Consider the following 15,028-nt stretch of genomic DNA (forward strand, 5'->3'; position numbering starts at 1 on the left):
TACTCACTGATCGCCCGGACTGTTCCCCCGAACGGTCCCCTGCCCCGGTAGCCAGAATCCATGACGCGTTCCGCTCCTCTGCTGCTCCTGCTTGCTGCGCTGTTGTTTTTCTTTGCCCTTGGCAATCACGAGTTGCAAGGCTCGACCGAGGCCCGTGTGGCCGGGATTGCCATGGCCATGCATCTGGATAACGACTGGGTGGTGCCGCGATTGTTTCGTGAACCGTTCCTGGAGAAACCGCCGCTGAGTCTGTGGCTCGACGCCGGGGCGATTCGTCTGTTTGGCGGCACCACCTGGGCGGTGCGCCTGGCGTCGGCGTTTGCCGGGCTGTTCAGTGTGATGCTGCTGTACGGGATGCTGCGCAAGTTTGGCCGGCCCAAGACCCTGGCGTTTATCGCGGCGTTGATGCTGGCGACCATGGCCAGTTACTGGAGCAATGTGCGCGGCGTGGGTGAAGACTCGCTGCTCACCCTCGGGGTCACCACGGCCCTGCTGGCGTTCTATCAGGCCAACCGCCCCGAATCGGAGCGCGACAGTTCCAACCTGGGCACCTGGTTGCTGTTCAGCCTGGGCATGGTGATCGCTACGTTGAGCAAAGGTGTGCTGGGCCTGGCCATGCCGGGCATCGTGATCTTTGTCTATCTGGTCAGCACCAGCCTGATGGACAAACGATTCAAGCTGGGCGACTGGATCAAACCCGGGCTGTTCACGCTGCTGGCGCTGGTGCCGCTGATGATCTGGCTGGGTTTTCTGTACCAGCGCGACGGGCTGCAAGCGGTACGTGAAGTGCTGCTGACCAACAGCGTCGGGCGTTTCAGCGGCTCGTTTGTCGAAGCCGGTCACTACGAGCCGTTCTATTACTACATCGTCAAGTTGCCCGAAGCGTTTTTGCCGTGGAACATCCTGGTGTACCTGGGGCTGTGGCACTTCCGCAAAAGCCTGGTGCGTAACCGCTACCGGCTGTTTTTCTGCGTGTGGCTGGTGGCGCAATTCACCTTGCTGACGTTGGCCTCCAGCAAGCGCACGGTCTACCTGATGGCGCTGACACCCGCCGCTGCGGTGCTGGCAGCCGAGTATGGCGGCGTGCTGCTGGGCTGGCTGAAAAGTCGCGGACAGGTTTCCCACGTCGCCGAACATGTTTATGAACATCGCCGTGGCCTGGTGGGGGGCTTTTTCGTTGTGGTGATTGCCTGCTACCTGATCGCTGCTTTCTGGTACGCGCCAAAGGCCGATAAGCGCCAGTCGTTTGTGCCGGTGATCAGCCAGATCCAGGCCATGCAGGCGCAAGGCAAGGAAGTGGTGCTGTATCAGGCCAACGAGCGAATCGCCGGCGCCGGGGTGTTCTACATGCAGGCCTATTTGACGATTCTGCAGACGCCGGAGGAGCTCAAAAGCTACCTCGCGGCCAAGCCCGGTAACGTGGCCTTGGTGGACAATACTGACCGGCTGAACGTACCGGTGACGGTGGTCAAGGAGATGGCGATCAACCGTCAGCCGTACTATTTCGTCGAGCAGTAAGGCCGGTTACCACAGCGCCAGGTCGTACGTGAGGTAAACCCGATAGTTGTCACGATCGCTCGCATAAGTCGAGCGATACGTGGCCTTGCGCAACTCGATGCCCAGGCCTTTGAAGGTGCTGTCCTGGATCACGTAGCGCAGGTTGGTGTCCGACTCCCATTCACGGGCTTCGCGGCCCTTGAAATCACCGTTCTGGCCCTTGTAGTAACGGGTCATGAAGGTCAGACCCGGCAGCACGGCGACCAAGTCGTAGTCATAACGCAGCATCCAGGTTTGCTCACCGGCCTGGATGAATTTGCCGACGCCGGCGTTGCTGAAGGAATACACGGTCGACACGCTGGCATAGGGCAAGGCGGTATCGCCGGTGACTTTCTGATAACCCACGCCCAACGCCTGCGGCCCGAGCCGGTAGGTGAACAGCCCGCTGAACATGTCGCTGTCGACCTTGCCGTTGCGTGCCTCGCCCGCTTCGTTGCTGATGAAGTAACGCAAATCGCTGGTCAGGCTGCCGGCACCCACTGGCTGCTTGTGCACCAGGCCGACGAATTGCTGGCGATAGAATTCGCGCATTTCGCCGTAGTACCAGGTGCCGCTCAGCTTGGGGGTGAAGGCGTAGGTGGCGCCGGCGAAATCAAAGTCGCTGCCCTTTTTGCCGCTGTAGCCCTGGGGATAAATGTCCACGCTGTCGGTCGAGTTTCGCAGCTTGAACTTGTCCAGATGCCCGGCGTGCACGTACAGGTTACGGATGCCGCTGTACTCGACTTGAGTGCCCTGGAACGTTTGCGGCAACAGCCGGCCATCGTTGTACACCAGCACCGGAATTTTCGGCAGCAGCGTACCGGTTTTCACCACGGCCTCACCGATGCGCATCTTCGCGGTGACGCCCAGGCTTGAGAATTCACTGGCCGCGCGGCCATCATCGTGCACCGGCAATAACCCGGTGCCGGCATGGGCGCGACTGGAGTCGAGCTTGATCCCCGACAACCCCAACGCATCCAGGCCGAAGCCCACTGTGCCCTCGGTATAGCCCGATTGCAGGTTGAGCAGAAAGCCCTGGGCCCACTCTTTGCGGTCTTCGCCGCCGTCACGGTAACCGTCGTTGAAATAGTAATTGCGCAAGGTCAGCTTGCCGTGGGAATCCTCCCAGAAACCCTGGGCCATCAACGCCGGTGACAAGCTCGCCAACAAGCCTGCAGACACCACTCCTCCCCTCGTGAAAAGCTCACGCATAACCGTCTCCCGAATGCCGTATTGTGGTTTTTTATGGGCAGTTGCTGCCTGCGACAGGCTGGACGGCGTGTCGCATTGCGGCGGACACTAACGGCTGATCGAACGCCCGGCAACGTTATGCGAGAAGCGCATCAGGCTATGCGCAAAGCCCTCAAACCACAGGAACATCACGGTGAATCTCAAGCAGCTCGAAGCCTTCAAGGCGATCATGTCCACCGGTTCGACCATCGGTGCGGCGACCCGCATGGGCCTGTCGCAATCGGCGGTCAGCCGGTTGTTGAGCCAGTTGGAAGAGGCCTTGGGTTTCGCGTTGTTCCTGCGCAAAAAGGGCCGCTTGATGGCGACCCCGGAGGCTGAAGAACTGCTCACCGAAGTGGCCGGACTGGTGGACGGCATGCAGCGTATCCAGCGCCTGGCGGATGAGATGCGCGTGGGCCGTTCGCGCAAGAGCCTGATCAAGGTCGGGGTGCCCACCAGCATGACGCAAGAGCTGCTGCCACGGATCGTCGCCGAGTTTCTCAAGGGCCGTGAAGACATCGTCGTCGAGTTGCTGACCGGCTCCTACGACATGATCGAGCGGGCCGTGCTCGACCGCTCCGCCGACCTCGGTTTTGTGCGTTTGCCCACCGAAATTCCCGACTTCGAGATTGAACCGGTGCTGGAAACCGAAGGCGTGTGCGTGATGCCGGCGGACCATCCGTTGACCCGTCACGCGTGCATTGAGGTGCAACACCTGCGAGACGTGCCGCTGGTGATGCTGGGCCGGCAACGGGCGCTGCGGGCCGAGTTGAATCAGGTGTTTCGCGCAGCCAACCTGACGCCGCAGGTGCGAGTCGAAGTGCATTCGGTGGGCGCGGCGTGCAGCTTTGTTGCCGAGGGGCTCGGGGTGTCGATCGTCAATGGTTTGCTGGCCAGCCACTTCATGCATTTGCCGATTGTGGTCCGCCCGTTTCGGCCGGCATTGCCCTATGCGTTCGGCCTGGCGTTTCGCGCGAATGAACCCAGGTCCAAGGTGGTGACGACGTTTGCCGAGCACCTCAAGCACCGGCTGGCCGCACAAAACGCATAGCCCAACCCAGCCCGCGCATAACGTTGTCGCCGCTAAAACTTTGCCCTAGTGTCCGCTCCACAAGTGTCACCCGACACAACAATAACAGCGCACACCGGGGCAACCAGCATGACCGAACCGCAGATCGTCCGTACCCACTCGCCCACTGAAACGCCGGTGGAAAAACCGGCGCAGCGCAAGCAGATCAACCCGGCCATCATCCTGTTGAGCATCGTGCTGCTGGCCGTCGCCTTCACCTACGCGGTGAACTCGGGCAAGTTCCAGCGCCAGAATGGCCTGGTGGTGCCGGGCTCCTATCAGGTGCTGGAAAAACACGACTCCTTCGGCCAACTGTTCTCCCTCGAACCGCGCAAGGTCGGCGATACGATCGCCCGACCGGTGTCGCTGGTGGAGGGCTTCATGGCCATTCCCCAGGGCATCGAAAAACGCGCTGCGCTGATTTTCATGGTGCTGTTCATCGGTGGCATGTTCGGCGTACTGAACAAGGCCGGGGTGATCGACGCCGGCCTTGAGCGCCTGCTGGGACTGACCCGGGGCAATATCTACGTGCTGGTGCCCAGCCTGATGCTGGTGTTCTCCGCCGGCAGCACCTTCATGGGCCTGGCCAAGGAATTCATCCTGATCGTGCCGTTGATGGTGGCCATGGCCAACCGCCTGGGGCTGTCGAACCTGATCGGGCTGGCCATCGTGACCATCTCGGTGAAGATCGGCTACCTGGCCTCCATCTCCAACCCGGTGGCGTTGTCCGTGGCACAGCCGATGGTGGGGCTGCCGATTTTCAGCGGCTTGAGCATGCGCGTCCTGGCCTACTGCACCTTCCTGCTAGTGGGCATCGCATTCGTGTTGTGGAGCATCCGCAAGCACGGCTTTGATGCCAGCGCGCAGATCACCTTCGAACGCAAGCCGCTGCCCCTGCGCCACCTGCTGAACTTGATCGTACTCGGCGCCGGCATTGGTTTCCTGGTGTACGCCTCCAACCGCTGGGAGTGGAAATACCACGAGCTGTCGGCGTTCTACCTGCTGCTGACCGTGGCCTTCACGGTGATCGCCGGGCTTGGCGCCAGCACCGCCGCCAGCGCCTTTGTCGACGGGATGAAAAAGGTGCTGATTGCCGGTGTGTTGATCGGCCTGGCAACCGCCGTGGAAATCATCCTCAGCACCGGCCAGGTGCTCGACACCATCGTCAACAGCCTGGCCAACCTGGTGGGTGATCACGGCCCGGTGGTCTCGGCCTACGGCATGTTCTTCGCGCAACTGGGGCTGGATGTGCTGATCCCGTCCACCTCGGGACAGGCGGCCGTGACCATGCCGATCTTCGGGCCGCTGGGGCAACTCTCCGGTGTCAGCCCGCAAACCACGGTGTTCGCGTTTTTGATGGGCAACGGCCTGACCAACATGATCACCCCGACCTCCAGCGGCCTGCTGGTGCTGCTGGCCACCGCCAACGTCGGCTGGGGCCAGTGGGCGCGCTACATCCTGCCGCTGTTTCTGATCTATGCCGTGCTGGCGATGGTGCTGTTGGCCATTGCCGTTGGGACCGGATATTGAACCCATGAGTGTTTTTTCCATGCAGACGCTGCACAACCAGATGATCGCCATGCGCGACGGCATCCACCTGGCCACCGACATCTACTTGCCGCCGGGCGCGGGCCCGTTTCCGGTGGTGATCGAACGTACCCCTTATGACAAGAGCAAACCGTCGCGCTCGGAAATCCAGCTCGACGGCCAGCACATTTCCCGCGAGCAAATGGCCGCACGCTTTACCGCCCAGGGTTTTGTCGCGATCTTCCAGGATTGCCGCGGGCGCTACGCCTCCGAAGGTGTGTTCATCAAATACACCGCCGAGGGCGAAGACGGGTTCGACACCCTGGCCTGGATCGTCGAACAGTCCTGGTGCAACGGCAAGATCGGCAGCATGGGCCTGTCCTACGCTGCCCACACCCAACTGGCGATGGCCTGCCTGCATCCGCCCGGCCTGAGCAGCATGGTCCTGGACAGCGGCGGCTTTGCCAACGCCTACCAATGCGGGATTCGCCAGGGCGGCGCATTCGAACTCAAGCAAGCCACCTGGGCCTGGCGCCAGGCCAAGGAAAGTCCGGCGGCGCTGGCAAACTCGACGATCCTTGAGGCGCTGGAACAGGAAGATATTCACCAGTGGTTCACCCGCATGCCGTGGCAGGCCGGGCAGTCGCCGCTGCGCCATGTGCCGGAATACGAAGCCTATTTGCTGGAGCAATGGGCACAGGGTGATTTCGGCCCGTACTGGCAGTCACCGGGAATCTACGCCGAGGGCCACTATCAGGATTTGCCGGATATCCCGGTGCTGTTCATGTCCAGCTGGTACGACGCCTACGTGAGTTCGACCCTGGCCAATTACTCGGCGTTTTGCGCGGGGACACAGGCACGGCACCAACTGATTATGGGCCCGTGGCTGCACGGCGATCGTAATATCACCCACAGCGGCGAAGTTGAATTCGGCGCCTTGGGCGCCTTCGATGGCCAGGTCGCCAGGGACTGGCTGAGCTGTCGCCTGGACTGGTTCGAACGCGCCCTCAAGGACGCCTCGCTGCCGGCTCCGGCGCCCGTGAAGGTGTTTTTGATGGGTGGCGGCACCGGCGCGCGGGACGAACAGGGCCGCCTGCAACACGGTGGCCGCTGGCTCGAAAGCCGCCAGTGGCCGCTGCCCGGCAGCCAAGCGTTGACCCTCTATTTACAGGAAGACCGCCGGCTGACAGACACCAACCCACGTAACGATGAGGGGCAACTGAGTTACCACGCCGACCCCGCCAACCCCGTGCCGACCCTCGGTGGCGCACTGACCTCGGGTAGCCCGGTGTTCGTCGGCGGCGCATTCGACCAACGCGAGCGCGCTGATTTTTTCGGCACGCGGGGTGATAACCGCCCGCTGAACGAGCGCGAGGACATTCTGAGTTTTCAGACGCCGCCCCTGGCCGAAGACCTGGTCGCCGCCGGCCCGTTGCAAATCGAGCTGTGGATCGACAGCGACGCGCCGGATACCGACTTCACCGCAAAACTGGTAGACGTCTATCCCGACGGCTATGCCATGAACATCACCGACGGAATCCGCCGCGCCCGCTACCGCGACTCTTGGGAGCAGCCGACACTGCTCACACCCGGTGAGCGGGTCAAGGTCGTGATCGAGCCCTTCGCCACCTGCAACCTGTTCAAGCGTGGCCATCGCCTGCGCCTGGACATTGCCAGCAGCAACTTCCCGCACTTTGACGTCAACCCCAACAGCGGCGAGGCTCAGGGCCAGGCGCAGCATCTGCGGGTGGCCCGCAACACCGTGCATATGAGCCGCGACCATGCCTCGCGCCTGATCCTCACCGTGCTGCCCGCCCAGGCTTTGCCGGCGCCGGCAGCGGATTAACTAAGTACCCCCAGCCGGGCGCTCAAACCCCGCAACCTCGGGTTTTATCCAACACCCGAGGTTTCCCCCGTGAGCACCCTACCCCCCGATTCCCCCAGCCAGTCACTCGACCAGCTACCGGCGACAAAGCCCTCTGCGCTGTTCCAGGCCATGGAGCAGCTCAACACCCAACTGACCGACGAAGCGCAGCGCCTGCTCCAGCAGGCCAAAGTGCCCTACACCCTGCCTGCCAAGTGGGTCCTCGATGGCGACCAAGGCCTGTTGAACCGCAACCGCATCAATCTCGCCGTGCGTAAAAAACTCGAGGCACTGGAGACGGAACGTGTGCCCGACGGCCGAGTACTCAAGCGCTGGATACTCGATCAACATCAGGCCGCGCTGGAAGCCGAGGCCCACCTCAAGGTGGAGGACCAACTGCTATTGCCCAGCGACCGTGACCTGGTGCTGAACATTCCCGGCAGCCCACCCTTGCGTCCCGCGATGTATGCGCTGAGCTTCAGCCACCGCGAACGCACCATCGAGTTTGCCGGGGCGTTTGTCCTGACCGCCTTGCAGACACCCGTCACCCTACTGACGGGAGACACCAACGTCGGCAGCGTGCTGCTGTTCACGCCGTCCCGTGGCCTGGAGGCCTTCGCCTCGCTCAACCTGCTGGACCGCGCCCTGCGTGAGCGCATGGACCATCCCGCCTGGCGCCAGGAGTTGCTGCAACACCTACCCCGCCGCGACCAGCATCTGCGCGCAGCGGGCATCTGGCCTTTGCAACTGAACGTCATCGACTCCATGCCCCTGGCCGAACACACCTATAACGCCCTGCAGGCCAAACAGCGCCTGGACATCGACTTTGCGCTGGGCTTGAACGGCAACCCACCGCCACACAGCGTGGCCCAACTCACCGCCGAAATGGACCAGGCGATCTGCTGCACGCTCTGGAACCTCGATACACGCCTGGAACTGCGTGCGCAGCAGCTGCTGGACAAGCTGCTGCACGCTGCCGCACCGGACTGGTTTCGCCGCGCCACCCACGCGCAACACCAGACCCTGGTGCGACATACGCAGGCCTACGAACAGGCGCGCGAGGACCTGGTGGCGCTGCTGGGGCCGGCGGCGTCCCCCGAGCACCTGGCGCGGGCGCAGTTGCTCGAACGCCTCGATCAGGAGCTGGACATTCAGGCGCTGGTGCCCGAGCAGTTGCTGATCAGCACCGAACGGCCGTTGATGTCCGGCAACGCCTATCAACAACAGCACACCCTGACGGCACTGGCAGTGCGCGGCCTGCATGTCGGCGATACACAGCCAGGCTCAGCGTTCCTCAAGCACACCCGGCTGACCTACGCCGGCCAGCCACTGCCGCCCGAGTTCAGCGCAGTCACCCCGCAGTACCTGGCCGAACTGCTCGACACCCTGCAACCACGCTTTGACTTTGCCGACGAGCAGGCCAGCGCCCTCGGTTCCACAGTGGTCAAGCGCGCGATGCGAGACATGGTCGACACTCGGCTACAGGCGCTGGCCTACAGTGCCCTGCTGCAAAACCACATCAGCCCCACGGATTACCAGCTGTTTGAAAGCCTCAAGGCAACCCCGTCCGCCACCCTGAAGGCCAGTTGCGTAGCGCTGCACGAAGCGCCGCTCAAGGACCTGTGGGTGATGCGTCACCTTGACGAACAGGGCGCCACCCAACGCTTGCTGTTGTGTACACCCCAGGCGCCGCGCGCCGAGCAGTTCCAGGCCTTTGGCAGCGAGCGGGAATTGCAGGCGCACATTCTGGGCTGGAGCCAGGAGGTGCCGTCGCCCACCCGGCCGGTGACGATGAAGACGTACCTGCTTGAACAACTGGTCAGCCGCATCCGCCCCACCTACAACCTCATGCTATCGACCCTGGGCTTCAGGCCGGACACCCTGGAGCATCAGATGATCATCCTCAGCCCGGCCTCCAGCTATCAGGATTGTTTGCTGGAAATGAGCGAGAACCTGCTGGCCATGCAAGCGGATGAACACCTGCACCGCACCCCGGACTGGTTGAGCCGCGCGCCGAAAATTGATCGCCAGACACTCGCCGACCTCGATGAAGACGCCGCCGGCGCGGCCCAGGCCTATAGCGCCAGCCCTGGCAGCCCGGAGCAGTTTCCGGACTTCGACAGCTACCTGTATGAAGCGGCGCACAAGGCGCTCAACACGTTGCTCGGCAACCCCACACCGGCGGTCGATCCCAATCAGGTACAAGTCATCACGCCCCGCGAGCATGTCTCCTACACCATCCTTTACCGCAACGGTTATGACTACAGCCTTGGCTTCCTCAACCCCGCCGCCGACACCATGGCGCAGTTCAAGGGCCCCCCAGGCGTAGACCTGAGCCGGCTGAACGCGGAGGCCGTGAGCAAATCCGTCAGAGGTACCTGGATCGGGTCGCGCTACATCATGCAGGTGGAAAAAACCCTGCTGGATCCCCTGGCGCCTCACTACCCGTGGCGCCGCAACCTGGCACTGGAACTGACGCAATTGCGCATGAAAAAGGCCGCCTGGGTCAGCTGCCTGCAAGGTCATCTTGCGCGCAGCGACCTGGCCTGGCTGATCAGGAGCATCGACAGCCTGGGGGACAGCCGTCTTGCCACGCGCGCGCTGTACCAGGTATATCCGCTGGAGCTGTGCGGGCAGGTCATCGACGGCTGCTACCGCTTCCATCACCTGAATGACGTGCCCTTGCTGTACACCCCGCAATCACCGGACGGCATCGATTTTCGCGCGCAAAAAGAATTCAACGAGCGTCTGAAAAACGTCGGAGGCATGGCCAGCTACTACACCAAGCGCGTGGCAAGCCTTGAGCGCAGGGCATTCGAGTCAACCTTGCGCGACCTGCTGAACCGCCTGGAGCCCCAACGGCGCGGCGTTTACTCAAAACCGGTCTTCGACGTACCCCGCCCCTTCGAACCCCTGCGTGACCTGCGTTTCTACGTATACGACAAGCCTCTGCGGCACGTGCTCGACGACGTCAGGAGCACCACCACCAGCCGGCTCGAAATGATCATGGAGCTGGTTATCCTGATCGCCGAACTGACCATAGCCATCGCCACAATTCCGTTTCCGGTCCTGAGCCTGGCGCTGGGTACGCTGCTGGTTTTCAAGGACGCCATGCTGGCCCTGCATGCCTACAATCGCGGCGACACCCAAGCGGCCCTGAACCACTATCTGAGTGCGCTGCTCAACGCGGGCGGCGCGGTCCTGACCGACCTTAGGCCGGTGCTGTTGTCGGCCAGCAAGCTCGCCAACAAACCCTTGCGCCATATCGCCCGCCTGCCCCGGGAGCAAAAGGCGATGGCACTGATCCAACAGTTGCCGCCCGAACCAACAGCGCTGCGCGGCATGCAGCCGGTGGCGTTTGGCGGCGATGCGTTGTGGGCCGCGCAAACGCCCGACAGCCTTGGGCGGTTCCTGCTGTTTCGGTATGACGCCGTCCAGGACCAACTGCGCTCCACCGGCAAACTGGTGAGCAAAAAGGCCGACGGGCAATGGCTGCGCGCCGGGGTCGCCGGCGGTGCGCCCAAGTATGAAAAACTCCGCACACCCTACGAGCTACCGGAAAAACTGGGGGAGAACGTCGCCGGCGTCCTGGCGTCCGAAGACCGCACGGCGATGTTCCTCCTGGCACAAAACCTGGACGACTCGATGAATACCCACATGATCTGGTCAATGCGGCGCGAGTTGCATCCCGCCCTCGAATCGCACCTGAACCAGGTACAGCTGTTGACCCGTGATGCCGATGATTTTTTTGCAAAACTGCCGCCCCTGGTCAAGCGGGTCGAGACCCTGGACCTGGCACAAGACATTCTCCCCGCCGACCTCCTGCGACGGCTGCTCGACGATGCGCAGAGCCTGGTGATTGGCGAAACGTACTTTTCCATCGCCAGCAAACAGCTGCTGATCGAACACATGCCGCTGCTCAAGGAGTTGCAAGTCAAGGCGATCTACATCGAACACCTGTGGCGCGACGTGCATCATCTGCAAACCCACTCGCGGTTTTCCAAAGGCATTTCCAAACAGGCCAAAAAACATCTCAAGTCCACCGACCGAGCCCACTTCATGGACCCTGAGAGTGAGCATGGCTATTGGAAGTTGGTGGAGGCCGCAATGCAGAACGGCATCGAGATCAGGTCGCTGAATGCCTCCAGCTGCTACGACCTGGAAAACGTCCTCGGCCTGATCGACTCGCGGCCCGCTGCGACGCGTCCCGTATCGGTGATGAATTACTACTCCCACACCGTGCTCAACGCCGATATCGAAAAGGCTCCCGGTGAGCGCTGGATCGCACTGGTGGAACACAAACGCATGAGCACCTTCCGGGGCACGCCGGGTATGGCCGACCTGCAAAAAAGCATTGCGTTGCGGGTCGATGACGCCTTCGGTCAGCCCACGCGATTGGTCACCGACGTGGCCGGCGCCATTCCCGGAGACTCGTTGGCCAAGGGTGATCTGAAACTGTCGCTACGCACCTCCGTGCAAGCACTGGAACCGCCGTCGCCGCGCCCCGGGCCGGCGGCGGAGCACAGCCATTTCAATCGCTTTGACTTGCCCGAGGAACACCTCCCACTGTTTGCCCAAGAGATCACACTGCCACTGGGCAGCAAGGAAGCGATGTTCAATACCGCCTATCCCGAACTTGCCGCCGTACGCCGAAACGCACAGAGGACCTTCGAAACCACCCGCAAAAAACTGCGGGACGACGCACAGCAGTTCTTCAGCGAGCACACCCCGCCTGCCCGCGTCGCCCTGCCCGAGATCGCCGAAACCCTCGACGAAAAAGCCTTTATTGATCAGGTACTGGAGAGCGCCGACGGCCTGGTGGTGGGTGAGTCCCACGGTGCGACATCGAGCAAAGCGTTCCTGAGCAATCACATGGAGCACATGACGGGCCAACGCAACGTCAAGACGCTGTACCTGGAGCAACTCACCACCGAGCTGCATCAGGCCGACCTGGATATTGCCCACAGCACCGGGATCCTGACGAACGAGCTGAGGGCCTATCTGCACGCACTGGACACCGGCCACGGCGTGCCCGCCAGCAGCCCTCATAACTTCTCCAGCCTGGTGCAAGTGGCCATCAAGCACAAAGTACGCATCCGCGCCCTGGACTGCATCGCCAGTTTGCGGGTGGACGGGGTGCGCCCGACTCGAACCTCAATGTTCAACTACTTTGCGACGCAAGTGATCAAAGCCGATCAGTTGCGCGCCGGCCCGCACAAGTGGCTGGCGCTGGTGGGCGAGACACACCTTCACACCTACCACGGTGTGCCGGGGGTCGCCGACCTCAACAAAGGCATCAGCCTGCTGCTTGCGGATGTACCGCCCGGCTCGGGCAAAGGGTTTGCGCCGGAGCCCGCCAACGTCGCGACATTGCCGCCCGAGCAGAAGTGGCCGCTGGTGCGCTATGACTTCAGGAAAACAGTCGAAGCCGGCGCAGCAGCCACCCCGCTGAGCGGCTTGCAACAGCGCCTGAGGCGCCCTGGCGATTACCTGATACAGGGCGCCACGGACGACGCGAAGGAGATCGTCCACATGGACCGCAACCGCGTATTGATCCACACCCCGCTACGCCGCGACGTCAAAGGGTATTACGTCAATCGCTGGCATTTCGACAACTTGCGCTTCGCCACCCAGGAACACCTGATGACCTTTATCGAAACCCACAAACAAATGCGAAAAATCGACTGATGCTCCTCGGGCACCCCTTCCTTGGAGGGGGTGCCCTCGTCGAAAAAATGACCGTCCGTCAGCCACGATCAGTGAATCCTGCCTCCACGAAAAAACCGTTTCAGCTCTCGCCCGGGCTGCCGATACACCCGTACTAACCCATCGCTGGGCGCTCTTCCAGCACACACACGCAAATCTGTTCCTGGAGGAATTCGATGAATAGTTGGTTCGGCAATATCAGCGTCAATATGAAACTGGGCCTGGGCTTCGGCCTGGTGCTGGTGCTCACCGGAATCCTCGCGCTCACCGGCTGGACCAGCCTGGGCGGCCTGATCGACCGCAGCAACTGGATGAGCGACATCACCCAGCTCAACGCGTCGCTGACCAAACTGCGGATCGTGCGCCTGCAATACATGCTGGCCAACGGTGACGAAGCCGTAGCGCAAAACGTACAGACCAACCTCGACAGTTTTGCGGCCCAGCAACAGAAGCTGCTGGACAGCTTCAAGAGCCCGGACAACCTCAAGCTGCTCAACGAGCAAAAGGCGATCATCACCGCCTACCAGCAGTCCTTGAACAAAATGCGCGAGGCTTATCGCAACGGCAACGCCTCACGCCAAGTCATGGGTGACAAGGCCGACATCGCCAACGCGCAGATCAGCGCCCTGGACGCCAGCGTGCGCCAGATGTCCGACAGCGCCGAACGCTTCGCCCAGTTCGAAGCGGTGGCCTCCGCCAAGGAACAGTTCCAGTTGGCCCGCTACGAAGTGCGCGGCTACACCGGCAACGTCAACGCCGAAACCGAAGCCCGCGCGGCGGCGCAGATCGAGAAAGCCATCGACGGTTTGAAAGGCCTGCATGCCGTATTCGGCGCCAGCCAACAGACCGCCCTCGGCTCACTGGAAACCGCCCTCGGCGCTTATCGCAGTGCGGTGCAGAACTACAAGGCGGCCAACGCCAACATCGTCTCGGCCCGGGCAGAAATGACCACCCAGGGCACCGATATCGTCACCATCAGCGACAAGCTGTACGACATCCAGCTGCAACGCCGTGACGCCGAGAGCGCCCAGGCCCGCAGCCTGCAACTGATCAGCACGTTGCTGGCTTTGCTGGTGGGCATCGTGGCCGCCGTGATCATCACCCGCCAGATCACCCGCCCATTGCGCGAGACCCTGGCCGTGGTGGAGCGCATCGCTTCCGGCGACCTGAGCCACAACCTGCAGGTTACCCGCCGTGATGAACTGGGCGTACTGCAACAAGGCATCCAGCGGATGGGCGTGACGCTGCGCGAACTGATCACCGGCATCCGTGACGGCGTGACCCAGATCGCCAGCGCCGCCGAAGAGTTGTCGGCCGTGACCGAACAGACCAGCGCCGGGGTCAACAGCCAGAAGATCGAGACCGATCAAGTGGCCACCGCCATGCACGAAATGACGGCCACGGTGCAGGAAGTCGCACGCAACGCCGAACAAGCCTCCCAGGCCGCCTCGGCCGCCGACGGCGAAGCCCGCGCCGGTGACAAGGTGGTGGCCGAAGCCATCGCCCAGATCGAACGTCTGGCTGCCGAAGTGGCGCGCTCCACCGACGCCATGACGCACCTGCAACAAGAGAGCAACAAGATCGGCAGCGTGATGGACGTGATCAAGGCCGTGGCCGAGCAGACCAACCTGCTGGCACTCAACGCCGCCATCGAAGCCGCCCGTGCCGGTGAAGCCGGTCGCGGTTTTGCGGTGGTTGCCGATGAAGTCCGGGGCCTGGCCCAGCGCACCCAGAAATCCACCGAAGAAATCGAAGGCCTGGTGGCCGGTTTGCAGAACGGCACCCAGCAAGTGGCCGCCGTGATGAACAACAGCCGCAGCCTCACCGACAGCAGCGTCGAACTGACCCGCAAGGCCGGTGTATCACTGGAAAACATCACCCGTACGGTGTCGAACATCCAGTCGATGAACCAGCAGATTGCCGCCGCCGCCGAACAACAGAGTGCCGTGGCCGAAGAGATCAGCCGCAGCATTGTGAACGTGCGGGACGTGTCGGAACAGACGGCGGCGGCCAGTGACGAGACGGCCAAGTCGAGTGTGGAACTGGCGCGCCTGGGCGGGCAATTGCAGCAGATGGTCAGCCATTTCCGGGTGTAA

The 15,028-nt window shown here is 62.4% G+C and carries 7 protein-coding genes; 6 read left to right on the forward strand and 1 reads right to left on the reverse strand.

The window, feature by feature from the left end; translation table 11 throughout:
* Positions 1 to 60: 60 nt before the first annotated feature.
* Complete coding sequence (locus P3C29_RS25105; RefSeq protein ID WP_275965748.1) at positions 61 to 1,518, forward strand: glycosyltransferase family 39 protein; 1,458 nt, start codon at positions 61 to 63, stop codon at positions 1,516 to 1,518.
* Positions 1,519 to 1,524: 6 nt separating this feature from the next.
* On the opposite strand, the gene P3C29_RS25110 is transcribed toward P3C29_RS25105, so the two are convergent.
* Complete coding sequence (locus P3C29_RS25110) at positions 1,525 to 2,748, reverse strand: OprD family porin (protein WP_201126111.1); 1,224 nt, start codon at positions 2,746 to 2,748, stop codon at positions 1,525 to 1,527.
* A gap of 172 nt (positions 2,749 to 2,920) precedes the next feature.
* On the opposite strand from P3C29_RS25110, the gene P3C29_RS25115 reads away from it, so the two are divergent.
* The 5 genes from P3C29_RS25115 (at position 2,921) to P3C29_RS25135 (ending at position 15,028) form a co-directional block, all read left to right on the forward strand.
* Positions 2,921 to 3,817, forward strand: coding sequence for a LysR family transcriptional regulator (locus tag P3C29_RS25115; protein WP_275965749.1), 897 nt, complete (start codon positions 2,921 to 2,923; stop codon positions 3,815 to 3,817).
* Between the two features lie 108 nt (positions 3,818 to 3,925).
* Entirely contained in the window at positions 3,926 to 5,365 is a 1,440-nt protein-coding gene (locus P3C29_RS25120; protein WP_275965750.1) for a Na+/H+ antiporter NhaC family protein, read from the forward strand.
* A gap of 19 nt (positions 5,366 to 5,384) precedes the next feature.
* Complete coding sequence (locus P3C29_RS25125) at positions 5,385 to 7,208, forward strand: CocE/NonD family hydrolase (protein ID WP_275965773.1); 1,824 nt, start codon at positions 5,385 to 5,387, stop codon at positions 7,206 to 7,208.
* A 69-nt stretch (positions 7,209 to 7,277) separates the two neighbouring features.
* Positions 7,278 to 12,914 (forward strand): membrane-targeted effector domain-containing toxin, encoded by a 5,637-nt coding sequence (locus P3C29_RS25130; RefSeq protein WP_275965751.1) that lies wholly within the window; start codon positions 7,278 to 7,280, stop codon positions 12,912 to 12,914.
* Between the two features lie 194 nt (positions 12,915 to 13,108).
* Positions 13,109 to 15,028, forward strand: coding sequence for a methyl-accepting chemotaxis protein (locus P3C29_RS25135; protein WP_275965752.1), 1,920 nt, complete (start codon positions 13,109 to 13,111; stop codon positions 15,026 to 15,028).

The sequence above is a fragment of the Pseudomonas sp. 1912-s genome (genome assembly GCF_029269205.1).
Taxonomy (GTDB): domain Bacteria; phylum Pseudomonadota; class Gammaproteobacteria; order Pseudomonadales; family Pseudomonadaceae; genus Aquipseudomonas.

What these genes read in the sequence shown, in the direction of transcription:
- P3C29_RS25105 (WP_275965748.1), top strand. Translation starts at nt 61, where the DNA reads ATGACGCGTTCCGCTCCTCTGCTGCTCCTGCTTGCTGCGCTGTTGTTT.
- P3C29_RS25110 (WP_201126111.1), bottom strand. Translation starts at nt 2,748, where the DNA reads ATGCGTGAGCTTTTCACGAGGGGAGGAGTGGTGTCTGCAGGCTTGTTG.
- P3C29_RS25120 (WP_275965750.1), top strand. Translation starts at nt 3,926, where the DNA reads ATGACCGAACCGCAGATCGTCCGTACCCACTCGCCCACTGAAACGCCG.
- P3C29_RS25125 (WP_275965773.1), top strand. Translation starts at nt 5,385, where the DNA reads ATGCAGACGCTGCACAACCAGATGATCGCCATGCGCGACGGCATCCAC.
- P3C29_RS25135 (WP_275965752.1), top strand. Translation starts at nt 13,109, where the DNA reads ATGAATAGTTGGTTCGGCAATATCAGCGTCAATATGAAACTGGGCCTG.